25 protein-coding genes are annotated in these 25,944 nt (G+C 61.3%); 15 read left to right on the top strand and 10 right to left on the bottom strand.

Annotation, left to right across the window (positions count from 1 at the left end; genetic code table 11):
• The first annotated feature begins 37 nt into the window (after nt 1-37).
• The 10 genes from folD to V1471_RS10905 all read left to right on the top strand — a co-directional run bounded on the left by folD (nt 38) and on the right by V1471_RS10905 (nt 9,231).
• Complete coding sequence (folD, locus tag V1471_RS10950) at nt 38-955, top strand: bifunctional methylenetetrahydrofolate dehydrogenase/methenyltetrahydrofolate cyclohydrolase FolD (RefSeq protein WP_434288716.1); 918 nt, start codon at nt 38-40, stop codon at nt 953-955.
• A gap of 111 nt (nt 956-1,066) precedes the next feature.
• Nucleotides 1,067-1,951: a formyltetrahydrofolate deformylase gene (gene purU / locus V1471_RS10945; RefSeq protein WP_434288715.1), complete on the top strand. Its 885-nt coding sequence runs from the start codon at nt 1,067-1,069 to the stop codon at nt 1,949-1,951.
• A 330-nt stretch (nt 1,952-2,281) separates the two neighbouring features.
• Nucleotides 2,282-2,992 carry a FadR/GntR family transcriptional regulator gene (locus tag V1471_RS10940; protein ID WP_434288713.1) on the top strand — a complete coding sequence of 237 codons (711 nt, stop codon included), beginning with the start codon at nt 2,282-2,284 and terminating at the stop codon, nt 2,990-2,992.
• Nucleotides 2,993-3,417: 425 nt separating this feature from the next.
• Nucleotides 3,418-4,797, top strand: a complete 1,380-nt coding sequence (locus V1471_RS10935; RefSeq protein ID WP_434288711.1) for an ammonium transporter — start codon at nt 3,418-3,420, stop codon at nt 4,795-4,797.
• A gap of 21 nt (nt 4,798-4,818) precedes the next feature.
• Entirely contained in the window at nt 4,819-4,992 is a 174-nt protein-coding gene (locus V1471_RS10930) for a hypothetical protein (protein WP_434288710.1), read from the top strand.
• An 88-nt stretch (nt 4,993-5,080) separates the two neighbouring features.
• Complete coding sequence (locus tag V1471_RS10925) at nt 5,081-6,214, top strand: aminomethyltransferase family protein (RefSeq protein WP_434288708.1); 1,134 nt, start codon at nt 5,081-5,083, stop codon at nt 6,212-6,214.
• Between the two features lie 89 nt (nt 6,215-6,303).
• Entirely contained in the window at nt 6,304-6,906 is a 603-nt protein-coding gene (locus V1471_RS10920) for a dimethylamine monooxygenase subunit DmmA family protein (protein WP_434288707.1), read from the top strand.
• Nucleotides 6,903-7,847 carry a PDR/VanB family oxidoreductase gene (locus V1471_RS10915; RefSeq protein ID WP_434288706.1) on the top strand — a complete coding sequence of 315 codons (945 nt, stop codon included), beginning with the start codon at nt 6,903-6,905 and terminating at the stop codon, nt 7,845-7,847. The genes V1471_RS10920 and V1471_RS10915 overlap by 4 nt, the downstream gene beginning before the upstream one ends.
• An 11-nt stretch (nt 7,848-7,858) precedes the next feature.
• Complete coding sequence (locus V1471_RS10910) at nt 7,859-8,902, top strand: heme-dependent oxidative N-demethylase family protein (protein WP_434288705.1); 1,044 nt, start codon at nt 7,859-7,861, stop codon at nt 8,900-8,902.
• Between the two features lie 14 nt (nt 8,903-8,916).
• Nucleotides 8,917-9,231 carry a DMT family transporter gene (locus tag V1471_RS10905; protein WP_434288704.1) on the top strand — a complete coding sequence of 105 codons (315 nt, stop codon included), beginning with the start codon at nt 8,917-8,919 and terminating at the stop codon, nt 9,229-9,231.
• Here the strand turns inward: V1471_RS10905 and V1471_RS10900 are convergent.
• From V1471_RS10900 to truA, 4 genes are all read right to left on the bottom strand, one after another.
• Complete coding sequence (locus tag V1471_RS10900) at nt 9,228-9,887, bottom strand: TetR family transcriptional regulator (RefSeq protein ID WP_434288703.1); 660 nt, start codon at nt 9,885-9,887, stop codon at nt 9,228-9,230. The two genes, V1471_RS10905 and V1471_RS10900, sit on opposite strands and share 4 nt — an antisense overlap.
• A 101-nt stretch (nt 9,888-9,988) precedes the next feature.
• Nucleotides 9,989-11,737: a sugar phosphorylase gene (locus V1471_RS10895; RefSeq protein WP_434288702.1), complete on the bottom strand. Its 1,749-nt coding sequence runs from the start codon at nt 11,735-11,737 to the stop codon at nt 9,989-9,991.
• A 196-nt stretch (nt 11,738-11,933) separates the two neighbouring features.
• Nucleotides 11,934-12,083 (bottom strand): hypothetical protein, encoded by a 150-nt coding sequence (locus V1471_RS10890; protein ID WP_434288701.1) that lies wholly within the window; start codon nt 12,081-12,083, stop codon nt 11,934-11,936.
• Between the two features lie 112 nt (nt 12,084-12,195).
• Nucleotides 12,196-12,966, bottom strand: coding sequence for a tRNA pseudouridine(38-40) synthase TruA (gene truA, locus V1471_RS10885; RefSeq protein ID WP_434288700.1), 771 nt, complete (start codon nt 12,964-12,966; stop codon nt 12,196-12,198).
• A gap of 108 nt (nt 12,967-13,074) precedes the next feature.
• Between truA and V1471_RS10880 the strand changes: the two genes are divergently transcribed.
• Nucleotides 13,075-14,478, top strand: a complete 1,404-nt coding sequence (locus V1471_RS10880; RefSeq protein WP_434288699.1) for a YcjX family protein — start codon at nt 13,075-13,077, stop codon at nt 14,476-14,478.
• Complete coding sequence (locus tag V1471_RS10875) at nt 14,475-15,491, top strand: YcjF family protein (protein WP_434288698.1); 1,017 nt, start codon at nt 14,475-14,477, stop codon at nt 15,489-15,491. The genes V1471_RS10880 and V1471_RS10875 overlap by 4 nt, the downstream gene beginning before the upstream one ends.
• Nucleotides 15,492-15,493: 2 nt before the next feature.
• Here V1471_RS10875 and V1471_RS10870 read toward each other — a convergent pair whose 3' ends face one another.
• Nucleotides 15,494-15,913, bottom strand: a complete 420-nt coding sequence (locus tag V1471_RS10870) for a group III truncated hemoglobin (RefSeq protein WP_434288697.1) — start codon at nt 15,911-15,913, stop codon at nt 15,494-15,496.
• A gap of 284 nt (nt 15,914-16,197) precedes the next feature.
• Between V1471_RS10870 and V1471_RS10865 the strand changes: the two genes are divergently transcribed.
• Nucleotides 16,198-16,377 carry a hypothetical protein gene (locus tag V1471_RS10865; RefSeq protein ID WP_434288695.1) on the top strand — a complete coding sequence of 60 codons (180 nt, stop codon included), beginning with the start codon at nt 16,198-16,200 and terminating at the stop codon, nt 16,375-16,377.
• A 321-nt stretch (nt 16,378-16,698) separates the two neighbouring features.
• A complete protein-coding gene (ileS, locus tag V1471_RS10860; RefSeq protein WP_434288693.1) occupies nt 16,699-19,638 on the top strand; it encodes an isoleucine--tRNA ligase in 2,940 nt (979 codons plus the stop codon).
• A 101-nt stretch (nt 19,639-19,739) separates the two neighbouring features.
• On the opposite strand, the gene V1471_RS10855 is transcribed toward ileS, so the two are convergent.
• From V1471_RS10855 to fsa, 4 genes are all read right to left on the bottom strand, one after another.
• Nucleotides 19,740-19,934: a hypothetical protein gene (locus V1471_RS10855; protein ID WP_434288691.1), complete on the bottom strand. Its 195-nt coding sequence runs from the start codon at nt 19,932-19,934 to the stop codon at nt 19,740-19,742.
• A 77-nt stretch (nt 19,935-20,011) separates the two neighbouring features.
• A complete protein-coding gene (locus tag V1471_RS10850) occupies nt 20,012-20,944 on the bottom strand; it encodes a tyrosine recombinase XerC (protein WP_434288689.1) in 933 nt (310 codons plus the stop codon).
• Nucleotides 20,941-21,657 (bottom strand): DUF484 family protein, encoded by a 717-nt coding sequence (locus tag V1471_RS10845; protein WP_434288687.1) that lies wholly within the window; start codon nt 21,655-21,657, stop codon nt 20,941-20,943. The genes V1471_RS10850 and V1471_RS10845 overlap by 4 nt, the downstream gene beginning before the upstream one ends.
• A gap of 192 nt (nt 21,658-21,849) precedes the next feature.
• A complete protein-coding gene (gene fsa / locus V1471_RS10840; RefSeq protein WP_434288686.1) occupies nt 21,850-22,503 on the bottom strand; it encodes a fructose-6-phosphate aldolase in 654 nt (217 codons plus the stop codon).
• A gap of 104 nt (nt 22,504-22,607) precedes the next feature.
• Between fsa and V1471_RS10835 the strand changes: the two genes are divergently transcribed.
• Nucleotides 22,608-24,800: a primosomal protein N' gene (locus V1471_RS10835; protein ID WP_434288685.1), complete on the top strand. Its 2,193-nt coding sequence runs from the start codon at nt 22,608-22,610 to the stop codon at nt 24,798-24,800.
• A 77-nt stretch (nt 24,801-24,877) separates the two neighbouring features.
• Here the strand turns inward: V1471_RS10835 and V1471_RS10830 are convergent, their stop codons facing one another.
• Complete coding sequence (locus tag V1471_RS10830; RefSeq protein ID WP_434288684.1) at nt 24,878-25,939, bottom strand: YeeE/YedE family protein; 1,062 nt, start codon at nt 25,937-25,939, stop codon at nt 24,878-24,880.
• Nucleotides 25,940-25,944: the final 5 nt, after the last annotated feature.

Genomic DNA, 25,944 nt, shown 5'->3' with positions numbered 1-25,944 from the left:
TCGGACCGAGGTTTTCGGAGAGATATTGGAGAGAGACATGACTGCACAGATCATCGACGGGAAGGCCTTTGCCGAGACCGTGCGCGAAAAAGTGGCCGCCCATGTGGCGCGTCTGAAAGAGGTTCACAACATCACGCCCGGTCTGGCCGTGGTGCTGGTGGGCGAAGATCCGGCCAGCCAGGTATATGTGCGCAACAAGGGCAAGCAGACCGTGGAATGCGGGATGAATTCCTATGAGCACAAACTGTCGGCGGACACGTCGGAGGCCGATCTTCTGGCGCTCATCGAGGAGCTCAACGCCGACCCGGAGGTGCATGGCATTCTCGTGCAATTGCCGCTGCCGGACCATCTCGACAGCGATCTGGTGATCAACTCCATCGACCCGGCAAAGGATGTGGACGGGTTCCATATCTCGAACGTGGGTCTCTTGGGTACCGGGCAAAAGAGCATGGTGCCTTGCACGCCGCTCGGCTGTCTGATGATGCTGCGCGATCAGCTTGGCAGCCTGTCGGGGCTCAATGCCGTGGTCGTCGGGCGCTCGAACATCGTGGGCAAGCCGATGGCGCAACTGTTGTTGCGCGACAGCTGCACCGTGACCATCGCGCATTCGCGCACCAAGGACATCGAAGAGGTCTGCCGTCGTGCCGACATTCTCGTGGCGGCCGTCGGGCGTCCGGAGATGGTCAAGGGCAGCTGGGTGAAACCCGGTGCGACCGTGATCGACGTGGGCATCAACCGGGTCGATGCGCCGGAAAAAGGTCTGCGCGAAGACGGCACGGTCAAGACCAAGCTCGTGGGCGATGTCGAATTCGATACGGCGGTCGAAGTGGCGGGTGCGATCACGCCGGTTCCGGGTGGGGTCGGTCCGATGACCATCGCGTGTCTTTTGGCCAATACCGTGACAGCCGCCTGCCGCGCCAACGATCTTCCTGAGCCCGAAGGGCTCACAGCCTGACTGCGCCCGAAGGGCTTACGGCATAAAAAAACCAACAATAAAATCAAACAAAAACAACACACCAACATCGAGGGCGCGCATCAGGGGAGCGCCTTGCATCTGGAGAAAAAGATGACGAAATTCTGTCTCACCGTGACCTGCGCCACGACGCGCGGGATCGTCGCCGCCATCGCCACCTTCCTCGCGGAGCATGGCTGCAACATCACCGACAGCTCGCAATTCGACGATACCGAAACCGGCCAGTTCTTCATGCGCGTGAGCTTTGCGTCTGAGGAGGGCGCGGATCAGGCGGCGCTTGAAAAGGACTTCGCCAAGATCGCCGAGGAATTCGGCATGACTTTCGCTTTCCACGACGAGAGCGTGAAGATGAAAGTCGTGATCATGGTGTCCCGTTTCGGCCACTGTTTGAACGATCTTCTGTACCGTGTGCGCATCGGTGCGCTGCCGGTCGAGATCGTGGCGGTGATCTCGAATCACATGGATTATCAAAAGGTTGTCGTCAATAATGACATCCCGTTCCACTACATCCGTGTGACCAAAGAGAATAAGCCGGACGCCGAGGCCGCGATCATGAAGGTGGTCGAGGATTCGGGCGCCGAGCTGATCGTTCTGGCACGCTACATGCAGATCCTCTCGGATCAGATGTGCAAGGTGATGTCGGGGCGGATCATCAACATTCACCACTCTTTCCTGCCGTCGTTCAAGGGCGCGAACCCGTACAAACAGGCTTACGCCCGTGGCGTGAAACTGATCGGGGCGACGTCGCACTATGTGACCGCCGATCTGGACGAAGGTCCGATCATCGAGCAGGACGTGGTGCGGATCACGCACGCGCAAAGCCCGGACGATTTCGTGTCTCTGGGGCGCGATGTGGAAAGCCAAGTTCTGGCCCGTGCGATCCATGCGCACGCCAACCACCGGGTGTTCCTGAACGGCAACAAAACCGTGGTGTTCCAGGCGTCGCCGGGCTCGTATTCTTCGGAACGGATGGGGTGAGGCGCGGTCGGCCCAAACGGGCCGATCCATCGCTCCAGTGGAGCGATGGAAGCGACGAACGCGCCCGAACGCTTTCGGGCGCCGGGGCAAGAACCGGTCCGACGTTGTCGGATTGAAAGGTCCAGTGGACCTTTCAAAGGTTCGAACGCGCCCGCACACCTGCGGGCGCCGGGTAAACGCCCATCAAAGAGCACATCCCCTAAAATTTCCGAAAGAGGCGCGGCACTCCCGCGCCTCTTTCGCATTGTCAGCGATTGAACCAGCACGCTCTCTCTGGACCAGTTGCAAAAAATTGGTCTAATAATCGGAAACCCGAAAAGGACCGACCGCGTGCCCAATTCCGCCCTGCCTCCCACGACCTCGCTCCCCGGCGCGACGGTCAAATATGTGATCGAGACGCTGTCGACGCGGATCGTGACGCAGGAATACGCGACCGAAGAACGTCTGCCGTCGGAGCGACAACTGGCGCAGGAGTTGGGGGTTGCGCGCAACACGGTGCGGGAGGCTCTCGATCAGCTCGAAGCACGTGGGATGATCCGCAGGCGCGCGGGGTCGGGCTCTTTCGTGACCTACGATCCGGACGGGCAGGGCGAGGCTCTGTCCCCCGTCGCCTCGGAGACCGGGCCGCTGCAATTGCAGGTGATGCGCGGGATCATCGAGCCGGAAATGGTGCGGCTCGCGATCGTCAATATGTCGCCGAAACAGATCGAGGCGCTCTCCGTCGTCTTGTCGAAAATGGAAGCGGTGCAGACCGATGCGGCGGCCTTCGTGCGGCTTGAGGAAGAGTTCCACCGGCTGCTCGCGGAGGGCACGGGCAATCCGCTTTTGATCGCCTGTTATAACCTTGTGCTAGACGCCCGGCGGCAATCGTTCCGCACCGCGATGTACCGGCGCCATCTCACGCCGACGCGGATCGCGATTTATCAGCAGGGCTATAACGGGCTGTTCAACGCCCTCGCCGCGCGGGACATCGAAGAGGCGAGCGAGTTCATGAAACTCGCGCTGATCGAAGATCAGCGGCTCTTGCTTCAGGAAGACTGATCCCTTCCTGAAGGGATTGGCCCTACCAATCCAGTGGGGCGTTCGGTGCGGGGATTGCCGCCATTTCTTGACCATTCGATCTGAGAAAAGGTGCGAATCTCTCGCCCGACTATGCCCTGTGGTCCCCACCGGTTCCGGGCTTTGTCAGCGCCCGAGGGGTCTTGGGCTGCGCCAACCTGGCTTGGCGCAATTTTATCTGCGCACAGAAATTCAGCACTCCGCCTCGTAAGGGTGGTCGTTTGACCTAAAAAGCAGCGCAGCCCGTGTCAAAATTAATTCCTCAGAGGAAAAAACTTTGACCCATGGTGATGCCTTCCGCTTTCATGATCTCACTGAGTGAGCCAGTTCGCACAATTGGTCCAAACCAAAACCGGGCCAAGCTGGCTTGATATTCCAATCAAGTTCAACAGGACAGGGAGAACGACTTGGAACAGGATCTTGCATCCTTGGCTGCCGCGGTTGCGGAGCTTCAGGGAAACGCCGCCGCGACAAACGGTACGTTTTCCGAGACCTTCTACTACCTGACGATCCCGCTGATGATTCTCATCCATGCCGGGTTCCTCGCATATGAAATGGGCGCATCGCGGTCGAAAAACGCGCTGGCCTCCGGCATCAAGAACATCCTCGCCTTCGCGATGATCGTGCCGTTCTTCTACGTCATCGGCTGGTGGATCTATTACGCCTTCCCGACCGGGCTGACGCTTTCCGAGGGGCCGATGGGCATTTCCGGTCTGGCTTATGCGAATGAAATCGCTCTGCCGTGGAGCCAATACATGGGGCCGAACCTCGACGACCGCGTCTCTGGCGTTTTCTGGGGGGCTTTCGTGCTCTTTGCGGCCACCACCGCGTCGATCCTTTCGGGTGGCGTGATCGAGCGCATCAAGCTGACGGGGTTTGTCGTTCTGGCCATCGCGCTCGGCTCCTTCGTCTGGATCCTCGCGGGTGCCTGGGGCTGGCATGCTGATGGCTGGCTGGTGACCAAGTTCGGCTATCATGATTTCGGCGCTGCCGGTGTCGTGCACATGATCGCGGGCTTCTTCTCGCTTGGCGTTCTGATCAACCTCGGGCCGCGGATCGGCAAGTTCAACGCCGATGGCTCCGCCAACCACATCCCGGGTCACTCCATGCCGATGACGCTGATCGGGCTCATGCTCATCATCGCAGGCTTCTGGGGCTTCCTCATGGGCTGTGTCATCGTTCCGGGCGAAGCCTGGTCCTGGAGCAGCACGATCGAAACCACGATCTACGGCACGCCGATGACCCTCTCCGGCATGACCTTCAACACGCTGATGGCCTTTGCCGGTGGTATCATCGGAGCCTGGATGGTCACCCGCGATCCGTTCTGGATGATGTCCGGCGCTCTCGGCGGGATCATCTCTGCGGCTGCCGGTCTCGACCTGTGGTACCCGCCGATGGCGTTTGCGATCGGGTTCATCGGCGCCTGCGCCATGCCCTTCGTCGCCTCCTTCATCGAACGTCGTGGCATTGACGATGCCGTGGGTGCCTTCGCTGTGCACGGGTTCCTCGGCATGTGGGGTCTCCTCGCGGTCGGTATCGCGGCCCAGGGTTACCCGGCGCTGTTCGGTGAAGATGTCATCGACACCTCCTTCCTCGGCCAGCTCGTCGGTGCGGTCACCATGGGTCTTCTGGGGTTCGTTCCGGGCTATGTGATCTCCTTCATCCTGAAGGTCACCGGTCAGCTCCGCGTGCCGGACGCTGCCGAACTCCTCGGTCTCGACAAGGTCAAAGTGCCTGCCGAAGCCTATCCCGAAGCGCTTCACCCGTCGGTCAGCCCGGCTGAGTGATCTCAAGAAAGGACGAACGAAATGGAAGCACCTTTTGACGCAAACACCTGGGACGGCATCACCGGCGCGTATTACGCGGGTTACGGCTCCGTCGAAGGCCTCTGGCTCCTGCTCATCCTCGCCATGGTCGTGATCGCGATCATCTTTGGCTGGCGCCACGAGGAACACGCCTACAAGGGCCTGAAGAAAAAGTAAGACAGTCTGTCTTTCCCCTGAACCGGCGGCGGTTTTCGTCGCCGGTTCCCACAACAGAAAATTAAACGACTACCCTAAGGACAAGACAATGATCGCATCATGGAGATTTTCCGCACTGGCGGACCGGCACCGCGCCCTCGGCTCCGATCTCGAAGACTGGAGCGGCATGGGCACCGCCTGGCGCTATGACAAAGATCAGACGGAGGAATATCTGGCGATCCGCACGAAAGCGGGCGTCATGGATGTCTCGGGGCTGAAAAAAGTTTATGTCGTCGGCCCGCACGCGCAATACGTGATCGACAAGGCCACGACCCGCAACATCGAGAAACTGAAACCCGGTCGCTCGACCTATGCCACCATGCTCAATGACGGCGGCAAGTTCGTGGACGACTGCGTGATTTACCGTCTCGGGCCGCAGAACTTCATGGTGGTGCATGGGTCCGGTGCCGGTCACGAACAACTGACGAAATACGCCGCCGGGCGCAATGTCGCGGTGATCTTCGACGACGAGCTGCACGACATTTCTCTGCAAGGTCCGATGGCCGTCGATTACCTCGAAAAACACGTGCCGGGCATCCGCGACGTGGTCTATTTCAGCCACATTCAGACCACGCTGTTCGGCAAGCCGGTGATGATTTCCCGCACCGGTTACACCGGCGAGCGCGGCTATGAGATCTTCTGCCGCCGTCAGGACGCCGTGGAAATCTGGGATACGATCGTGGCGGAAGGCGAGGCGATGGGGATCATCCCGACGCGCTTCACCACGCTCGACTGGCTGCGCGCCGAGAGCTATCTTTTGTTCTTCCCCTATGACAACTCGGAAATGTACCCGTTCGAGGACGAGGCCAATGGCGATACGCTTTGGGAGCTGGGTCTCGAATTCACCGTGTCTCCGGGCAAAACCGGCTTCCGCGGTGCCGAAGAGCATTACCGTCTGAAGGGCAAAGAGCGCTTCAAGATTTACGGTGTGAAGCTCGAAGGCACGGAGCCCGCTCCGGAAGGTTCGCCTTTGCTGAAAGACGGCAAACAGGTCGGGGTTGTCACCATCGGCATGTACTCGCCCCTCAATGAGCACAACGTGGGCATTGCCCGCATGCCGGTCGATTGCGCCGTCGAAGGCACGGCCCTGACGGTTCAGTTCCCGGACAAAGAGGTGAGCGCCATCGCCCATCCGATGCCCTTCTACGACGTCGACAAGAAACGTCGGACCGCCAAGGGCTGATCTAAAACATAAATCGCACAAAGACTTACGAGGCGGGGGCAATGACGTGCCCGCCTCCTGAGACCAACAGGACCTGCAAAGGCAATCACATGCCCAATACTGAATTTTCCCCCTCGATCGACAGCCGCCCGACCTATGGCGGGCTGGTGTCGCAAGGTGCGGCCCCGGCGATCATGGTCGCGGATGAGGCCGGCGCCGGCGCGCTGGTCGATCTGGCCGCAACGGACGCCTCCGTCATGGACCGCGCCCATATCGTGCTAGTTTCCAAATCCACCGGCGTGGCCGAACAGCTCAAAAATCTCTCCCCCGTGGCCGTCCATACGGCCCCCGATTTCGACGCCGCCACGCCGCTTGTCGACAAGCTTTTGGGCGAGGCGCGCATGGGCACGCAGCTTTATCTGGCTGGCTCCGAAGGGCTGATCGGGCATGTCTCCGCCATGGCCTTTGCCGCCGGTTTGCCGATGGACGAACTCCAGACCGAGCATCGCGGCTCCATCGCGCGGCGTATTCAATGCGTGCATTGTAAGGGCATCACCGAAGACGTGATGACCGATCCGTTCACCTGTTCGCATTGCGGGCTGACGCTTTTCGTGCGGGACCATTTCTCCCGCCGTCTGGGCGTGTTTCAGGGCGTTTGCGTCGATGCGGAAACGCCGGGTGTTGTGCCCGAAACGGTGGAGATCCGCGCATGAAACTTGCTTTGAAAGTCACCAAAGTCGAACAGCTCTCCCCGCTCGTCAAACGCTTCCGCTTCGAGGACCCGACGGGCGCGTCGCTTCCGGTGTTTTCCGGCGGTGCGCATATCACCGTGGAAATGCCAGAAGGCGAAACGATCCGGCGCAACTCCTATTCGCTGATTTCCGATCCTTATGATGGCACCGGCTATGAGATCGCCGTGCGCCGCGAGGACAAGGGGCGGGGCGGTTCGCTTTATATGCACAGATGCGTGTCGGAAGGCGATGCGATCACTGTTTCTGTGCCCTCGAACCTGTTCCAGCTCGATTTGCGCGCCCGGAAACATGTGCTGATCGGTGGCGGCATTGGCATCACGCCCTTCCTGTCGCAGCTCCGCCAACTCGACATGGAGCAAAAGCCCTACGAGCTGCACTATGCAGCGCGCTCGCGCGATGAGGCGGCGGGGGTGAAGCTTTTGCCGCAGGCGGCGCATATCCATGTGCATATCTCGGAAGAGGGCTCGCGGATGGACCTTGGCGCGATCCTCGATGGTCAGCCGCTTGGCACGCATATCTATACCTGCGGGCCCGACGGGTTGATCTCGTCCGTGGCCGATCAGGCGGCGCGTCTGGGATGGCCGAAAACCTCGGTTCATTCCGAAGCCTTCGCTGCCCCGCCGCCGGGTGAACCATTTGACGTGGTGATCGCTTCCACCGGCCAGACCGTGCATGTGAAAGCCGATCAGAGCCTTTTGGAGGCTTTGGAAGCCGCCAAGGTCGAGATTGATTATTCCTGCCGCGGCGGGGCCTGCGGGCGGTGTCACACCAAGGTGACGGAGTGCGACGGGCGCATTCTGCACAACGATCACTGGCTCTCGGACGACGAGCGCGCCGCGCAAAAAGACATCATGCCCTGCATGTCGCGTTTCAAAGGCACGCGGCTCGAACTGGACCTGTGAGGAGACAATCGATGACCATGCAATTCAATGACGAAACCTTCCGGGGCGATTATACCTATCACAACTCCCCGGAGGCGATCCGCCGCTTTCCCTTCCCGTTCGACCAAGATACCTACATGTATTCGGTCAACATCGAACAGCATCCAGGCGGGCCGAAAGGCACCCCGTTCGAATTCAAATTCGATGTGGACGAGCATTATGTGTCCGAGATGAAGGATCGGGAGATCACACTCGCCGAAGATCCGCTGCGCTGTCAGTCTCTGCCGCATATGGAATTGGCCGGGTGGGATTTGCTCGAGCTGATCATGGAGGCGAAGGCCAAGGATTACCCCGATCTCTTCACCCTGCATCGCGACGGCAACGCCTGGCACTGGATCAACAAGCCCTTGGGCATCGAGAAGAAGTTCACCTTCCTCGATCCGACCACGCTGCCCTGCGGGCCGATGGAATATATCACGCGTCAGACCCAAGGCGATTTTGCGCTTTTGCATGAGCGCGACGGCAATCTGTGGATGGACGCCGGTATGGTGACGTCTCAGGCCGACTGGTCGCTGGATTTCGACGTGGGCATGAACTTTTTCGAATGGCATGCCCCGGTGCCGAAAGCCCGCAAGATGGGCGTGTTCGACAAGGCGTTGAAATTCCTTCTGTCCGTCAGCCAAGGTCAGCATTACCGTCGCCTCAACTGGACGATGACGGTGAACCCGCGCCTCGATACCAGCCCGGAGAACTATCACAAATGGGGCCCGGAAAAGCGGACGATCACGCCGGAGAACGTGGGCCAGAAGCAATTCCTGCGCGTCGAGTTGCAGACGTTTTTCCGTCTGCCGCGCTCCAATGCGCTGGCGTTTCCGATCCGTTGCTACCTGATGAACCTCGAAGACATTGCGAGCCAGCCGAAATGGGGCCGCCGTCTGCACCGTGTGCTGCGCGACATCGACCCGGCGCTGGCGGAATACAAGGGCTTTGCGGTCAATCAGAAAATCATCGTGGACTACCTGTCGCAATTCGATGATGGTGCGCCGACGTCTCCGGGGATTTTCGCGGACGAATAAGGGGTATATCGGGAATGGCGTGGATACTTTTGACCATCGCGGGGCTTCTGGAAGTGGTCTGGGCAACCGCGATGAAATCTTCGAACGGGTTCACGGTGTTCTGGCCAAGCGTGGTGACGGTGGTCACCATGCTGGCCTCTTTCGGGCTTTTGTCGATTGCGATGAAAAGCCTGCCCTTGGGCACGTCCTATATGGTCTGGGTCGGCATCGGCGCGGTCGGGGCGTTCATCGCCGGGATCGTGCTGCATGGCGAGGCGCTGAATCTGACGCGGGTCGCCGCAGCGGCCTTGATCGTGGCGGGCATGGGATTGATGAAGCTGTCAGCTTAAGCCGGAAGGCCAACAATGCTGCGCGCCTGCGACAGGATCGCGCTGCGCAGCCCCTCCGGTCGGTCGAACAAACGGCCACAGGTCGGACCGACCGCCTCCACCAGTGCTGCGATCATCACCGCCTTGTGGCGGATCTCCTGTGACGGGGTTTCGGGGGCGAGGGCGGCGATCATCGCTTCGATCAGGTCGGTGTGAAACCGACAGATCTGCGCCACATGCCGGGCAGGGCCGTCCTGGCGCAGGGCCAGATCCCGGAGACCGGTGGTGATCGCCTGGGCCTTCGGATCGGCGGCGCGTTCCATGCGGAATTCGAGATAGGCGGTGAACCGCTGCGGCGCCTCGATGAGGCCCAGCGGTCCGCGGGCCTTCAACTCCGACAGGCGCCGGACCAGAATATAGCGGGTGACGGCGGTCAGCAGGTCTTCCTGTGTGGCGAAATAGTATTGCAGGTTGCTCAGCCGCATGTCGCAGCGCCGCGCCAGTGCCCGAAAGGTGAGGCCCGCGACACCTTCCTCGGCCAGTACCGCCTCGGCCTCTTCCAGCACCTTCTCGACGGTCGCCCGGCTTTTGGCGGAGGGGGCGGTGACGCCGTACAGCTCGTTGGGGCTGTCATGGCCGCTCAGCTGCGTCAGCATCTCGTCAAGGGAAAGGGACATGTCAAACGGCTCGGTCCTGTGGCAGTGGAATGGTCCTGCCCCTATCGCCCACCGGGAAGGAGGTCAATCGCTTTGCAGAAGGTTCCCTTGCGCAAGCCGCGTCAGAGACGGTTGGAAATCCAGCGGCACTGATAAGGCGCGAAGGTGATGTTCGGCTTGGTGAGGTCGATCTTTTCGCCGGTCAACAGGTCATACCATGCTTCGCCGTCGATCAGGTTGATCGAGATATGCGGCAGCTCGACCACCCGGTCGGTGACATTGTGCAGCGCAAAGATGGATTGCTCGCGGTTTGGCGACTGACGCCAGATGCCGAACAGGTTTTCGCCCAGATGCATGGTGAATTGCGTGGCATTCGGGTGGAAGGCCTTTTGCGCAATCCGGATGCCGATCCGGCGTTTCATTTCATTGAGAACCTGCGCGTTCTGGCTCTCGGGATCGTCGAGCAGGGCGCGCAGTTCCGGGTAGTCCCAGCGATGCCGGTTGATCGCACGTTTGACGCCGGTTTTCTCGACGCCCGCGTGATCGTTATGGGTGCCGATCAGCGAATGGATGTAAAAGGCCGGAACGCCTTCGAGCGCCATGACGATGGTCTGCGAACAGAGGAAACGCTCCACCTGCTTGCCATCCTCGCCTTTCTCGATCGTGCCTTTGAGCGCGTCGAAATAGGTGATGTTGAGCTCATAGGGTTTCTCTGAGCCGTCGGGCAGCGAGCGCATGGACACAAGCCCGCCCGAGTCGCGCACGCGCTGGATCACCTGACCAAGCTCCTCGGGCGCCAAAAGCCCCTCGGCACCGCGCACGCCGATCCCGTCATGGGAGGCGGAGAAGTTGAGATAGGCACAGCCAAGCTGGGCGGGCGGCATCCGCATCAGCCATTGGTTGAGATAGAGCGAGCTTCCCGACAAAAGCGCATGCAGCAGCAAGGGCGGCAGCGAGAAGTTGTAGATCATATGCGCTTCGTTGCGGTTGCCGAAATAGCTCAGGTTTTCGGCATTGGGCACGTTCGTCTCGGTCAGGAGAACCACGCGCTCCTCGGCGTAATCGCACAAAAGCCGCATGAGCCGCACGATGGCATGGGTCTGGGGCAGGTGGATGCAGGAGGTGCCAAGCTCTTTCCAGATGAAGGCCACGGCATCGAGCCGGACGATCCGCACGCCATTGTCGACATGCAGCCGCATGATCCGCAGGAATTCGAGCAGCACCTCGGGGTTCTTGAAATCCACATCGATCTGGTCGTGCGAGAAGGTGCACCAGACATGTTTCGGACCGTTGATCGTCGACACCTCGCGCAGCAGGGGCGAGGTGCGGGGGCGCGTGACCATGGACAGGTCGTCTTCGGGTGAGGCCTCGACGAAGAACTTGTCATAGGGCTCGTGGCCTTGGCGATAGTCGGTGAACCAGGTCGACATTGAGGAAACGTGGTTCAGGACCAGATCGGACATCAGGCGAAATTCGCCGCCGATCCGTTGAATATCGGCCCAGTCGCCCAGTTGGCTGTTGACCTGACGATAATCGGTGACCGCAAACCCGTCGTCGGAGGTGAAGGGGAAGAAGGGCAGGATATGCACGCCATGCACCGTGCCCTTGAGATAGCGGTTGAGGAAATCGTAGAGCAGATCGAGCGGCTTGTGCTGACCGTCGATCAGCGAGTTGCCATAGGTGATGACCAGCGTGTCGGTCTCGTTCCACAGGCTGTTGCCCGGCGCACGCGCCCGTGCGCGCGGCGTGGTGCCCTCGGGCCAGAAGGCCGCGACGATTTCGTCGGCAAGATGCTTGCTGTTCCGTTCCGGATAAATCTGGCCGATCAGCGCGCGCAGGCGCGTGCTGAATTGTGAAGACGGTTTTGCCATCGGGCGTCCCCTTCTGTTGCTCTTTCATTTCGGTAGATCAAACCGCCTGCACAGGTTCAATGGAGCGCCGGGGGAAATCCGGGCTTTCCTGTGCAAAATCTGTCGGAAGAGGGTGTGTCGTTTCAAAACCGCTCATAAATCGGGCAGTCGAAACGGTTTCGGGCAAAATGGAGGGGTGGCGGTCGGGAGACTCGGCTCAGACGTGATCGCCAAGGCTGGTGTCGATCAGCCAGCCACCGGGGCCTGCGATACGGTCGGGGAGCGTCACGATCATGACCTCGCGGATCGCGATGGTGGTCATGATGGCCAGAGCGAGCTGGTCGAAGGTGATGGTGGACAGGTCCATGGCAACACTCCTGAAGAGACGCGAGTTGAGTGCTGACAGGGAAATTGGGCGAAAATGCGGCAGGCCTGGGGCGGGTTTGGGTTTCTTTGCCAAAATACGAAAGTGACTTACGTCAGCTTTCGAAAGGATCGTCGGGGTAGCCGACGCCCACCAGATATAGTCCTTCCGGCGGACAGACCGGCCCGCAGGCCGCGCGGTCTTTCGCCTCAAGTGCCTCCGTCACATCCTCCGGCGACCATGCCCCGGAGCCGACGCGTTCGAGCGTACCGACAAAGCTGCGCACCTGATTGTGCAGGAAGGACCTTGCCCGGAAATAGAACCGGAACTCTTGCCCGTAGGGGATGTCCATGACCTCGACACGGGCCTCATCGAGCGTTTTCACCGGGCTGTCCGCCTGACACATGGTCGAGCGGAAGGTGGTAAAATCGTGCAAACCGATGAGCCGGTTGGCCCCAGCCTGCATCGCGTCGCGGTCGAGATCGTGATTGACCCGCCACGCCAGCCCCGCGTCATGCACCAAAGGCGCGCGCCGCGAAATCAGCCGAAACATATAGCGCCTTTCCATCGCGGAGAAGCGTGCATGCCAGTCGTCGGCCACGCGCGCGGCCTTGAGGATCGCCACGGGATGGGGTTTCAGGTGATGGTTCAATGCCTCGGACAGGCGAAACGGATCCCAGTCCTTCGCCATATCGCAATGCGCCACCTGACCGGTCGCATGCACCCCTGCATCGGTACGCCCGGCGGCGCCGATGCCCGGACAGTCGGCTTCGAGTTTGCGCAGAGCCTCCTCCACCGCGGCTTGCACGGAGGGATGCTCTTTCTGGCGCTGCCAGCCGGCGAAAGGGGCGCCGTTATATTCGATCAAAAGGGCGTATCTGGGCATATGCGGGCCATAGCGCGGCGGGGCGGGCGCGTCCAGTGTTTCTCCCTTACAACCGCAGGCCTGAATGCCTATGTTGAGCGGGGTAACATCGGGAAAGAGGCCACGGATTTGATCCTGAACGACATTGCAGACCGGATTTTGCGCGGCGTCGAAACGGTGCAGGACGGCGTCCATGAGGCGCTGTTCGAACCGGTGATCCGGCTGGGCGTCACCGGGCTGTCGCGCTCCGGCAAGACGGTGTTCATCACCTCGCTCGTGGCCAATCTTCTGGACCGGGGGCGGATGCCGCAATTCGGACCTGCGACCGCGATCACCGCCGCCTATCTGCAACCGCAGCCGGACGACACCGTGCCGCGGTTCGACTATGAAAGCCACCTTTCCGCTCTCACCTCGCCCGAGCCGCATTGGCCGGAGAGCACCCGCGCCGTTTCCGAACTGCGCCTGTCGTTCAAAGTGCGACCTGCGGGGCTTTTGGGTGGTCTGACGGGGCAGAAAACCGTGCATCTCGATATTGTCGATTATCCCGGCGAGTGGCTTTTGGATCTGGGCCTGATGGAGAAATCCTATGCCGAATGGTCCGCCGAGGCCCTCAAAGCCGTGCGGGATCGGGCAGAAGGGGCGGCCTTTACCGCCATGCTCGGGGCGCTCGATCCGAGCCAGAAACACGATGAGCCGACCGCCAAATCTCTGGCGCAAAGCTTTACCGCCTATCTGCAAGAGGCGCGCGCGGCGGGCTATTCCGATTGCACACCGGGCCGGTTTTTGCTGCCCGGCGAGATGGATGGCTCCCCGGTTCTGACCTTCGCTCCTCTCCCAGCGGGCGCGGCCCCGCGCGGGTCTCTGCACCGCGAACTCGAGCGCCGGTTCGAGGCCTATAAGCGCGAGGTGGTCAAACCTTTCTTCCGTGATCATTTCTCGCGGATCGACCGGCAGGTGGTTCTGGTCGATGCGCTTGGCGCGATCCATTCCGGCCCGAAAGCGGTCGAAGACCTGCGCCGCACCATGGCCGACATCCTCGCCGCCTTCCGCCCCGGTCGGGTGGGGCGGATCATGTCTTTGCTCGGCCAGCATAAGGTCGAAAAAATCCTCTTTGCCGCCACCAAGGCCGATCACATCCATCACAACCAACATCCCCGCCTGACCGCGATCATGGAGGCGATGCTGCGCGATGCGCGCGACCGTGCGGATTTTGCAGGGGCCTCGACGCAGGCCATGTCTTTGGCCGCTCTGCGCGCCACCGTCGAGGAAACGATGGAGCATGAGGGCCAGAGCCTCGATGTGGTGCGCGGCATGACGGAGGGCGGCAAACAGGCGGCGTTTTATCCCGGCGAATTGCCCGAAGATCCGGCGCATATCCTGTCGCCCGCGCGCAAGGGGGCGGAGCGTTGGCTTGATGCGCAATACGAAATCATGAAATTCCGCCCCGCGCGGTTGACGCTGCGCCCCGGCGAAGGCCCGCCGCACATCCGGCTCGACCGCGCCGCCGAGTTTTTGATCGGAGACAAGCTATGACTGAGCAAAACCCCGGCGCAAAACGCGGCCCTATTCTGATCGAACTCGATGAGGCGGCGAAAGTGACGCCCTCCACCGCCGATCCCGTGCCCGACCTCGCGCCGCTTGCGCGCCCTGCGGCGATGGAGCGCGTGGCGGTTCTGGCGGCGCGCAAACCCTCGGCGCTGGGTCGTTGGTTCTGGCGGCTGTTTGGGGCGCTCTTTGCCTTTACCGTCTCGATTGTGACCTATGACGCCATTATGGGCCTGATCGCGGCGCATCCCGTGCTGGGCTATGTCGCCTTGGGGCTGACCGGGGCGTTTGTCCTTGTTTTGGCGGCAATCGCGCTGCGGGAGCTTTCGGCCTTTGCCCGGCTCAAGCGCATCGACACGCTGCAAAAGGCGGCGGGGGAGGCGATGGCAGCCTCCGATCTGAAAGCCGCGAAATCCGTCGCGGACAAGCTCCTGTCGGTCTATGCGCATCGTGCGGAGTTGAACTGGGGGAAAGACCGGTTTCGCGACCGCGAGGCGGAGGTGTTCGATGCCGACGGGCTCCTGACGCTTGCGGAAACCGAATTGCTCCTCCCGCTCGATGCCGCCGCACGGCGCGAAGTCGAGGCCGCAGCCAGGCAGGTGGCGACCGTGACCGCACTTGTGCCTTTGGCTCTGGCGGATGTGTTCACTGCTCTGACGGCAAACCTCCGAATGATCCGGCGGATTGCCGAGATTTATGGCGGGCGGTCGGGGACTTTGGGAAGCTGGCGGGTGACGCGATCGGTTTTGACCCATCTCGTGGCCACCGGGGCCGTGGCCGTGGGCGACGATCTCATCGGCACCATGGCCGGGGGCGGCGTGATGGCCAAGGTCTCTCGCCGGTTTGGCGAAGGGGTTGTCAACGGTGCGCTGACGGCCCGCGTCGGCGTGGCGGCGATTGAGGTCTGTCGTCCGCTGCCGTTCATGAAGGCGAAGAGGCCGTCCGTGTCAGGGACCGTGAAGCGGGCGCTGACGGGGTTGTTCGATAAAGGCTCAGAATAAACTTAGAAAAGCTTCGGCGGCGCGTCTTGCGGCTGATCGCGCTGCGCGATCCCCATGCGAAAGGCGCGGCCGATGCGGTGGGCGATCTCCGACCATTTTGCCGCGGTCTCTGCGTCCAGTTCGACGTTCAAAGTTTCATCGAAGAGCCCAAGCCACATCGCAAAGTGATGTTCCTTCACTTCGGGTGCCATGAGGTGCACGCGTTGCGGGAAGCCATCGTAATTGCGTTCATGCAGAATCGCATTGCGCCAGAACCGGCCGATTTTCTCCTCATGGGCGGGCCAGTCCTCGACATGTGCGCCGAACACGGGGGCAAGCTCCGGGTGGTTGCGGACACCGGCGTAAAACCGTTTGAGCACGCGGTCCATGTCGGCGTGGCTGATCTCGAATTTGGGCGGCAGGGCGGAACGGGTGTCGGACATCTGGGGCTCCTTTGAGTAAAGCTATATTCTGAATAAGTTTTTTCGGCCAGCGCCGGAATGTCGCGCATTCCTGACGGTTTCGCTTTCCAATCCTGAGTGTTTTTGTTGTTGAGTAAATCTATCAACTATTTGATTTTGTTGAATATTTTTCTTGAAACCCGAGACGATTGCTTCTATATCAGTCTCAGCAAGGACGAAGAGCCACCCATCGCAGGCAGCCATTCTCCCAGCCACTTCAGCCAAACCGCCAAAGTTTTTATGAGCCCGAATAGGGGAAGAGTGTCATGTCCGAGACCGCCTGCAAAACCTGTGCCTTTTTTGAAATCAAAGCCGCCGAAACCGACGCCAAGGGCGAATGCCGGTTCAACCCGCCGACCTTCCTGACCGAAGCGGAACACAAGGGCATGTGGCCGGTTGTGAAATCCGACGACTGGTGCGGTCAGTTCGAAAAAGACGCCGCCTGAGATTTATCAGTTTCGCGATCCAGCCAGACAGCGACGCAGCCAGCTAAGCGCCAGCCCCGCCGCCTTCTCGCCAGAAAGCAAAATGAAAAGGGATGCCCGGAGATGTGGCGTCCCTTTTTCGTATTTTCAGCGTGCCAAGACGGGTTTACCGCCCGCAAGCGCCGTCTTATAAGGTGCCGCATGACTTTCGTGGCGATCATTATTCGAATTATCAGCCCGGCGCTCTAACCCACTTGTGGGTGACTGCGAGCCGCCGGGACAAGGCGTATGGAGACCCGCGCCGATTTCGAACCATCCCACACCTCCCAAGGACAATTCAAAATGTGTTCCGAGACGACCACACCCGAGTATAAAGACACGCTCAACCTGCCGAAAACCGATTTCCCGATGCGCGCGGGCCTGCCGAACCGCGAGCCGGGCTGGCTTGAGCGTTGGGAAAAGATCGACGTTTACGAAAAACTGCGCGCCAAGGGCAAGGCGGACGGGCGTCCGTCTTTCGTGCTGCACGATGGCCCTCCCTATGCGAACGGGCATCTGCACATCGGGCATGCGCTGAACAAGACGATCAAGGACATCATCACGCGCTCGCACCAGATGATGGGCTTTGACGCGCGCTATGTGCCGGGCTGGGATTGTCACGGTCTGCCGATCGAGTGGAAGATCGAGGAACAATATCGCAAGAAGGGCAAGAACAAGGACGAGGTTCCTGTGGTGGACTTCCGTCAGGAATGCCGCGCCTTTGCCGATGAATGGGTGAACATCCAGCGCGAGGAATTCAAACGCCTCGGCGTTTACGGCAAATGGGACGATCCTTATCTCACGATGAATTTCCATGCCGAGGCGGTGATCGCCGAGGAATTCATGAAGTTCCTGATGAACGGCACGCTGTATCAGGGGTCGAAACCCGTGATGTGGTCGCCGGTCGAGAAAACCGCGCTGGCCGAGGCGGAGATCGAGTATCACGATCACAAGTCGCACACGATCTGGGTGCCGTTTAGGGTGCGTATCGTCTCTGGGGATGGTGCAAAGCTGACGAGTAAGGACCTGCTTGAAGCCCGCGTCGTGATCTGGACCACGACGCCTTGGACGATCCCGTCGAACAAGGCCGTCGCTTACAATCCGAAGATCAACTACGGCCTCTATAAGGTCGCAGCGACCGAAGAAGAAAGCTGGACGACGCCGGGCGATCTCTATGTTTTCGCCGATGCTTTGGCTGAGGACGCTCTCGGCAAATCCCGTGTGACCGAGTTTACCCGTGTGCGTGATGTGACTGCCGAAGAACTCTCCGGCCTGACTCTTGATCATCCGTTTAATGGCGCCGAAGGCGCAAACGGCTTCTGGGATTACGACGTCCCGATGATCGATGGCGATCACGTCACCGACGATGCCGGGACCGGGTTCGTGCATACCGCTCCCAGCCACGGGGCCGACGACTACGAGTGCTTTGTCAAACGCAACTGGCTCGACCGGATGACCCATAACGTCGGCGAGGAATCTGAATTCCTGCCGCATGTGCCGTTCTTCGCCGGACTTCAGGTGTTCGATCAGAAGGGCAAAGAGGGTAAAGCCAACGCTGAGGTGATCAACAAGCTCGTCGAAGTGGGCGGCATCATCGCGCGTGGGCGTGTGACCCACAGCTATCCGCATTCGTGGCGCTCGAAAGCGCCGGTGATCTTCCGCAACACGCCGCAATGGTTTGTCGCGGTCGACCGTACACTCGATGACGGCATGGGCACCTATGGCGACACGATCCGGGAGCGCGCGCTGACCTCCATCGACAAGCTCGTCAAATGGACGCCGCAGACCGGGCGCAACCGGCTGTATTCGATGATCGAGAACCGCCCGGACTGGGTGCTTTCGCGTCAACGCGCCTGGGGGGTGCCGCTGACCTGTTTCACCAAGAAAGGCCTGCTGCCGACCGACGACGGGTTCCTGCTGCGCAATGACGAGCTGAACCAACGCATCTCCGCCGCGTTTGAGGAAAACGGCGCGGATGTTTGGTACGAAGAGGGCTTCAAAGAGAAGGTCTTGGACGGCATCGCCGATCCGGCGGAATACGATCAGGTCTTCGACGTTCTCGACGTGTGGTTCGATTCCGGCTCCACCCACGCTTTCGTGCTGCGTGACCGTGAAGACGGCACGCCCGATGGCATCGCCGATGTCTATCTCGAAGGCACCGACCAACACCGCGGCTGGTTCCATTCGTCTCTCTTGCAGGCCTGTGGCACAAAAGGCCGTGCGCCCTATAAAAACGTTGTGACGCATGGGTTTACGCTCGATGAGAAGGGCATGAAAATGTCCAAATCTCTCGGCAACACCATCGTGCCGGAGCAGATCGTCAAGCAATACGGTGCCGACATCTTGCGGCTCTGGGTGGCGCAGACGGATTACACCGCCGACCAACGGATCGGGCCGGAAATCCTCAAAGGCACCGCCGACAGCTACCGTCGCCTGCGCAACACCATGCGGTTCATCCTCGGGTCGCTCGGCGATTTCAACGAGGCCGACCGGATGCATTGTCGCGATATGCCGGAGCTGGAGCGCTGGGTGCTGCATCGTCTGGCCGAACTCGACACCACGGTGCGCGAGGGTTACGAGACTTTCGATTTCTCGGGCGTCTGGCAGGCGGTGTTCAACTTTGCGACCGTCGATCTGTCCTCCTTCTATTTCGACATCCGCAAGGACGTGCTCTATTGCGACGGCGATACGACCCGTCGCCGCGCAGCCCTGACCGTTCTCGACATCCTGTTCCATCGTCTGACCACATGGCTCTCCCCGATCCTCGTGTTCACCATGGAAGAGGTCTGGCTCGAACGCTTCCCGGGCGAGGAAAGCTCCGTGCATCTGGTGGACTTTCCCGAAGCCACGCCGGGCTGGCTCGATGGCGATCTGGCGACGAAATGGGCGGGCATCCGCAAAGCGCGTCGTGTCGTGACCGCAGCCCTCGAAGTGCAGCGCCGCGACAAGGTGATTGGGGCCTCTCTGGAAGCCGCGCCAACCGTACATGTTGAGGACGCATCGCTTTTGGCGGCGTTGAAATCCGTCGATTTCGATGATCTCTGCATCACCTCGGCGATCACGCTCACCGGCGATCCGGCCCCGAACGAGGCCTTCCGTCTGGAAGGCGAGGTCGAAGGCATCGGTGTCGTTTTTGAGAAGGCCGAGGGGCACAAATGCGAGCGCTGCTGGAAAATCCTGCCGGATGTGGGGACGCATAGCCACGCAGGCGTCTGCGGACGTTGCGACGAGGCGCTTGGCTAAAGCGTCACGCCTTTAAGGCGCGCTGCCAGTATTGAACACACGGAAACGGGGCATTCGGCCCCGTTTTTTCATCTCGCCCTTCGAGGGCGGTGCCTGTCTTTTCAGCCTGCGTCGCGGAACGCGTCCTCCAGCCATTTCCATTCCTCATCGGTCAGAATGCCGTCGCCGTCCTGATCGTAAAGCGCGACGATCTGCGCGAGTTGCGCAAGGAAATCTTCCTGAGTGATGCGTGTGACGGTTGCGACCTCTTGCAATTTCGGTCGCTCACCCTCCGGTCCCGTGCCAGTGTCTGACATGTCACTCCCCGTTTTTCCCTGATCTTCGCTCAGCATAGGCAGAGAGAAGTGAACAAAAGGTGAGGAGGAGTATTGCGTCACGCCTTTTTCGCGCGCGGATGGGCGGCATCGTAAACGTCGAGCAAACGCGCGCCATCGACGGCCGTATAGGCCTGCGTTGTCGAGAGCGAGGCGTGGCCCAAAAGTTCCTGAATGGCCCGCAGATCGCCGCCCGCATTCAAAAGATGCGTGGCAAAGGAGTGGCGCATGGCGTGGGGCGTCACGGAGGAGGGCAGGCCGAGCTGCATGCGCGCGGCTTCCGTCACCTTGGCGATCAGCCGGGGATTGAGTGCGCCGCCGCGTTTGCCGCGAAACAGCGGGGCGTCGGGCGTCATCTCATAGGGGCAAAGCCGGACATAGTCGGCCACCGCACGGCGCGCGGCGGGGAGGACGGGCACGATCCGTTCCTTGTCGCCCTTGCCGACGATGCGAATGACCTCGCCCAAAGGCAGGGCATTCCCGGTCAGCGACAGGGCCTCTGAAATCCGCAACCCGCAGCCATAGAGCAGCGTCACCACGGCCACGTCGCGCGCCGCCATCCATGGCTCGTCATGCTGCATCTCGACCGTCGCAAGCATGTCGCGGGCGGCATCCGGAGAGAGCGGGCGGGGCAGTTTCTTTTGGAATTTCGGCGAGCGGGTGGAGAGGATCGCGGTCGGATCGAACCCGTCACGCTCAGCCAGCCAGCGGGTAAAGGTTTTGACCGCCGAGAGAGAGCGGGCCAGCGACCGTGGCGCGACGCCACGGCCCCGCTCATGCGCCATCCAGGCCCGCATATCGGTGATCTTGAGGCGCGCGATCTGGGTCGCGCCGAAGGTGCCACCCTCATGCCCGGCCAGAAACGACAGCCAGCCGGACACATCGCGCGCGTAAGCGGTGATCGTGTGCTCCGAGGCGGATTTCAGGGCGCGTTCGTGATCGAGCCAGCTCGAAAGCCGATCCCGCAACCCGTCTGAAATCGCGAGGCTCATCCGAGGTAACGGCGCATCATCCGCTCGAAGACACCGGCGAAGAAGGCCAGAAGATCGGTGCCCTGCGTCGGGCGGAACATATGCGGGTCCTCGGCGCCGAAGATCAACAGGCCGGGCAGGCGACCGGGGCCGAGATCGAGGGTCATGAGGGCTTCGGAGTGGATGAAGCCGTCACCGTGGATCAGATCGGCCTCGGGCGAGACCTGCCGCAGGGTGACGGGGCGCACGGGGACGTTGCGGCCATAGGTGATATAAGTTTCGATGAAACCGGGCTCGGCGGTCAAGAGCACCTTGCCGAGTTTGCGGATGGCGGGTTCTTCTTCGGTGACCTTGGTTTCCAGAAGCAGTTTGACGCTGTCGAGCCGCAGCGTCTGGGCCACGTCGCCCGAGAGCGCGTTGAGGAATTCGGTGAATTGCGTGGGCTGCAAAAGCTGCAACACGGCGCGGTGGATCTGATTGGTGCCAGCGAGGTTCTCGTAGGCGGCGGCGATCACGCCCCGATGGGTGTCTTCGAGCCGTCCAAGCCGCTCTTCGAGCCGCTCCATCGCCAGCCCGCGCAGATCGACCACATTGGCTCCGGTGCCGCGCTCATTGGCGGCGATCAGGGCGCGCATCACGTCCAGATCTTCGAGCACCATATCCGGGTCGGAGATGATCTTTTCGCGCAATTCATCGGCCAAGGGCGTGATCGCCCGGGGAAGCTGGGTACTCATGGTGCCTCGTCTACTGTCTCGATCCGCCGGTTTTCCGGTCGTTGTTTCGACTATGCCCGAAAACCGGGGGCGGGCGCAATTGTTTGTGGCCGCAGGCGGGGCCGCCCTCGCGTCAGGCAGAAAAAATCCCCCGAACCTGTGGCGCGGGGGACTCTTTGATTTTCCTGAGCGGATCGGATCAGACGATCTTGATCAGACGATTTTGATGCCGGCGTCTTCGGCGTCTTTCACGAACTGCGCCAGACCTTTGTCGGTCAGGACATGGTTCGCCATCGCCTTGATCACGGCGGGCGGTGCGGTGATCACGTCTGCGCCGATTTTCGCGCAATCGGAAATGTGGTTCACGGTGCGGATCGAGGCGGCGAGGATTTCGGTCTCAAACCCGTAATTGTCGTAAACAGTGCGGATATCTTCGATCAGCTCAAGCCCGTCGAGGTTGATGTCGTCGAGACGACCGACGAAGGGAGAGATAAAGGTCGCACCGGCTTTCGCGGCGAGGATCGCCTGATTGACGGAGAAGCAGAGCGTGACGTTGATCAGGTGGCCTTCGCCGGAGAGCGTTTTGCAGGCCTTGAGCCCGTCGAGCGTCAGCGGCAGTTTGATCACGACGTTGTCGGCGATGGTCGCAAGCTTGCGGCCCTCGATGACCATGCTGTCGTAATCGAGTGCGACGACTTCGGCAGACACCGGACCATCGACCAGATCGCAGATTTCCTTGGTGACTTCGAGAATGTCACGGCCGGATTTCTTGATCAGGGAGGGGTTGGTGGTGACGCCATCGACGAAGCCCAGATCGTTGAGCTCGCGGATCGCATCGACATCGGCGGTATCGACAAAGAATTTCATGGGCGCTTCTCCTTTCGCCTGACTGTTAGCGGCTACATAGTCGAATGTGGCTCACAGAGAAAGGGGGTCTGGCTTGGCTCAGACAAAACGCCTATCTCTGATCCATGGATGCCGATTTCTTCCCCGAAGGCGCGCTTGTCGCCGTGCTGACCACCGAACCGCTCGACCGGACGCTGGACTACAAAGCGCCCGAGGGCGGGGTCGAGCTTGGCGCCTATGTTGAGGTGCCTTTGGGGCCGCGAAAGGTTTTGGGCTGTGTCTGGGGGGCGGGTGCCGGGGGCTTCGATCTCGCGAAGGCACGCTCTGTCTCGACCGTTCTGGACGTCGCGCCGATGCGCGAGGAAATGAGAGTTTTCCTTGAGAAAGTCGCGGCTTATACGCTGACGCCCATGCCCGCGATGCTGCGGCTCGCGACCCGTGCGCCGGGGCTGATGAACCCGCCGTCGATGCGCAAGGTGTACCGGCGGGGGACAGGCCGCCCGCCGCGCGAGACCGATGCGCGCAAGCGGGTGCTCGACACGTTGGAGGAGTACGGCGGGCTGGCTTTTACACTCAAAGAACTGGCGGATGCGGCGGATGTGACGACGTCGGTGATCAAGGGGCTTTTGCCCTCTGGTGCGATCCTCGAAGAGGACACGCCGCGCGATCTGCCCTATCGCCGCCTCGATGCCGAGGCGCCCGGCAAGGACCTGACCGAGGCACAGGAGGCGGCGGCTACTGCCCTGCGTGAGTCGGTCGGCTCAGAGCGCTATTCCACGACGCTGTTGAAAGGCGTCACCGGCTCCGGCAAGACCGAGGTCTATCTCGAAGCCGTCGCCGAATGCCTGCGCCATGGACGGCAGGCTCTGGTGCTGTTGCCGGAGATCGCGCTGACCTCGGCCTTTCTGACCCGGTTCGAGGACCGTTTCGGGGCGCGCCCGGCCGAATGGCATTCGGGCGTGACCATGACCGAACGCCGCCGGGTTTGGAAAATGGTCGGCCAAGGCGGTGCGCAGGTGGTGATCGGGGCGCGCTCTGCGCTTTACCTGCCGTTTCAGAACCTCGGGCTGATCGTGGTCGATGAGGAGCATGACGGGTCCTACAAGCAAGAAGACGGGGTGCATTACAACGCCCGCGACATGGCGGTTTTGCGTGCGTCGCTCTGTTCGGCGGCGGTGGTTCTGGCTTCTGCGACGCCCTCGCTGGAAACATGGGCGAATGTCGAGGCCGGGAAGTACAAGCGCCTCGATTTGGAGAGCCGCTATGGCCCCGCCGTGATGCCCGATATGCACGCGATCGACATGCGGAGCGAGAAACTTCCGGCGACGCGGTTTATTTCTGACGCGCTGGTCGGCTCGGTGCGCAAGCGGATGGAGAAGGGCGAGCAGTCGCTCCTGTTTCTCAACCGTCGCGGCTATGCGCCGGTGACGATTTGCCGGGCCTGTGGCTATCAGATTCAATGCGACCATTGCGATGCGCGGATGGTCGAGCACCGGTTCCTCAAACGCCTCGTCTGCCACCAATGCGGCGAAACAAAACCGATGCCGGAGGCCTGCCCGTCCTGTGGCGTCGAAGGGCGTCTTGCGCCGGTCGGACCGGGCGTGGAGCGGTTGGCGGAAGAGGTGGCGGAGCGGTTTCCGGAGGCGAAATGCGCGGTGCTGTCCTCGGACCTCTTTGCCTCGGCGCGGGCTTTGAAGGAACAAATCCGGCTGATCGCCGAGGGTGACACGGACATCATCATCGGCACGCAATTGGTCGCCAAGGGGCACAATTTTCCGAACCTCACGCTTGTGGGCGTGATCGACGCCGATCTGGGGCTGCAAGGCTCTGATCTGCGCGCCGCCGAGCGCACGTTTCAGCTCATGCGGCAGGTGGCGGGGCGCGCGGGGCGGTCGGAGAAAAAGGGCGTGGCTTTGCTCCAGACCTACCAGCCGGAGCACCCGGTGATCCGGGCCATTCTGGCCGGCGATGAGGAAGGGTTTTGGCAGACCGAGGCCGCCGAGCGCAAGATGGCGGGCGTGCCGCCCTATGGCCGGATGGCGGGGATTATCCTGTCGGGACCGGATCTGGCGGTGGTGTCCGATGTCGCCAATCATCTGGCGCGGATTGCCGGGCCTTTGCAGCGCGTGGGGGCGCAGTTGTTCGGGCCTGCGCCTGCGCCGATTGCGCGGGTGCGCGGGCGACATCGCATTCGGCTCTTGGTCAAGGCGGAGAAAACCGCACCGTTTCAGGTCGCGATTGCGGAATGGGTCGGACAGGTGAAATTGCCGGCCAATGTGCGTTTGCAGATCGACATTGATCCGCAATCGTTCTGGTAAAAAGGGGCGCTGCCCCTCACTTGGCACGGGTTCCCCGCGCCAAGCTCACCCCGGGATATTTTTAGACAAAAGAAGGGTTAACAGGCCAGTGCGGGGTCGGCTTGACGGTCGATCAGGAGTGTTGTGGCAATCGCGCCGATCCACATGCAGAACAGCGCGAGCCAGGCGGTGGCGGCGAAGACCGAGCTGCCGGTGACGCCATTGCCGATGGCGCAGCCGCCCGCCAGCATCGCGCCGAAGCCCATGAGCACCGCGCCGATCATCGAGCGGCGCATGACGGGGACCGAGTCGAAGCTCTGCCAGCGGAACTCGCCCGCGATCATCGAGGCGGCAAAGGCCCCGATCACCACGCCCGGAACGAGGCCGACGTCGAATTCCAGAACGGCGTTGCGGTCGAGAAAGAACATCAGCGTGTTGGCCGAGGGGCCGGAGAAGGTGACGGAGGAGACCGGCACGGGATCGAACGCGACCTGCGCCAATTGCCATGTGAGATACCAGCCGACCGCGACCGCAAAGCCCACGCCCGAGGCGAAAATCCATGTTTTCGGCCCGATTTGGTTTTTGACGGCGAGGAACAGCGCCAGCGCGGCAAAAGCGAGCCCGAGGGCGAGGCCGGACCCGTTTGGCAGGTGAAGCGCGCTCAGGAGATTGATGTTTTCGCTGCCGGTGATCGACAGGGATGCAAGCCGGTCACGATAAGGCGAGAGGATGCCATGGAGGCTCATCTGGGCGGTGACCGCGAAGATCAGGCCCGAGACGACGGAGCGCAGATTGCCGGTGGAGGCGAGCACGAGCAATCGCCCCGAACAGCCGCGCGACATCACCATGCCCGCGCCGAACATCAGCCCGCCGATGATGGCGCCGGACCAAGACCCGGGCACCGCCATGACGCGAGCGTCGGCCTCGCGGAACAGGCCCATAAGCTGTGCTCCCTGCACCCAGACGATGGCGGTCGACAGCGTCAGGAACCAGACGGCCACCTTGGGGCCGAGCCGCCCGCGGGCGAATTCGACCGTGGCGGCGCGCAAGCAGAATTGCGACCGCTGTGCCGAGATGCCGAAAATCAGCCCGGTGATCAGGCCGAAAATTGCAGCCGTCGGGCTTTCGCCGATGCCTTCGACAAGGCTCAGAATATCCATAGGCG

This window comes from Celeribacter sp. SCSIO 80788, assembly GCF_051054295.1.
In the GTDB taxonomy this organism is placed as follows: Bacteria; Pseudomonadota; Alphaproteobacteria; order Rhodobacterales; family Rhodobacteraceae; genus Celeribacter.
The sequence above is the reverse complement of the archived record's forward strand: the minus strand, read 5'-3'. Positions and strand labels throughout refer to the sequence as shown.

Coding starts and splice junctions, on each gene's coding strand:
- folD (WP_434288716.1), top strand. CDS start 38: ATGACTGCACAGATCATCGACGGGAAGGCCTTTGCCGAGACCGTGCGC.
- V1471_RS10895 (WP_434288702.1), bottom strand. CDS start 11,737: ATGGCAAAACCGTCTTCACAATTCAGCACGCGCCTGCGCGCGCTGATC.
- V1471_RS10870 (WP_434288697.1), bottom strand. CDS start 15,913: ATGTCCGACACCCGTTCCGCCCTGCCGCCCAAATTCGAGATCAGCCAC.
- V1471_RS10835 (WP_434288685.1), top strand. CDS start 22,608: ATGGATGCCGATTTCTTCCCCGAAGGCGCGCTTGTCGCCGTGCTGACC.
- V1471_RS10830 (WP_434288684.1), bottom strand. CDS start 25,939: ATGGATATTCTGAGCCTTGTCGAAGGCATCGGCGAAAGCCCGACGGCT.
- V1471_RS10890 (WP_434288701.1), bottom strand. CDS start 12,083: ATGGACCTGTCCACCATCACCTTCGACCAGCTCGCTCTGGCCATCATG.
- fsa (WP_434288686.1), bottom strand. CDS start 22,503: ATGAAATTCTTTGTCGATACCGCCGATGTCGATGCGATCCGCGAGCTC.
- V1471_RS10865 (WP_434288695.1), top strand. CDS start 16,198: ATGTCCGAGACCGCCTGCAAAACCTGTGCCTTTTTTGAAATCAAAGCC.
- V1471_RS10855 (WP_434288691.1), bottom strand. CDS start 19,934: ATGTCAGACACTGGCACGGGACCGGAGGGTGAGCGACCGAAATTGCAA.
- V1471_RS10930 (WP_434288710.1), top strand. CDS start 4,819: ATGGAAGCACCTTTTGACGCAAACACCTGGGACGGCATCACCGGCGCG.
- V1471_RS10915 (WP_434288706.1), top strand. CDS start 6,903: ATGAAACTTGCTTTGAAAGTCACCAAAGTCGAACAGCTCTCCCCGCTC.
- V1471_RS10850 (WP_434288689.1), bottom strand. CDS start 20,944: ATGAGCCTCGCGATTTCAGACGGGTTGCGGGATCGGCTTTCGAGCTGG.
- V1471_RS10845 (WP_434288687.1), bottom strand. CDS start 21,657: ATGAGTACCCAGCTTCCCCGGGCGATCACGCCCTTGGCCGATGAATTG.
- purU (WP_434288715.1), top strand. CDS start 1,067: ATGACGAAATTCTGTCTCACCGTGACCTGCGCCACGACGCGCGGGATC.
- truA (WP_434288700.1), bottom strand. CDS start 12,966: ATGCCCAGATACGCCCTTTTGATCGAATATAACGGCGCCCCTTTCGCC.
- V1471_RS10925 (WP_434288708.1), top strand. CDS start 5,081: ATGATCGCATCATGGAGATTTTCCGCACTGGCGGACCGGCACCGCGCC.
- ileS (WP_434288693.1), top strand. CDS start 16,699: ATGTGTTCCGAGACGACCACACCCGAGTATAAAGACACGCTCAACCTG.
- V1471_RS10905 (WP_434288704.1), top strand. CDS start 8,917: ATGGCGTGGATACTTTTGACCATCGCGGGGCTTCTGGAAGTGGTCTGG.
- V1471_RS10920 (WP_434288707.1), top strand. CDS start 6,304: ATGCCCAATACTGAATTTTCCCCCTCGATCGACAGCCGCCCGACCTAT.
- V1471_RS10875 (WP_434288698.1), top strand. CDS start 14,475: ATGACTGAGCAAAACCCCGGCGCAAAACGCGGCCCTATTCTGATCGAA.
- V1471_RS10900 (WP_434288703.1), bottom strand. CDS start 9,887: ATGTCCCTTTCCCTTGACGAGATGCTGACGCAGCTGAGCGGCCATGAC.
- V1471_RS10910 (WP_434288705.1), top strand. CDS start 7,859: ATGACCATGCAATTCAATGACGAAACCTTCCGGGGCGATTATACCTAT.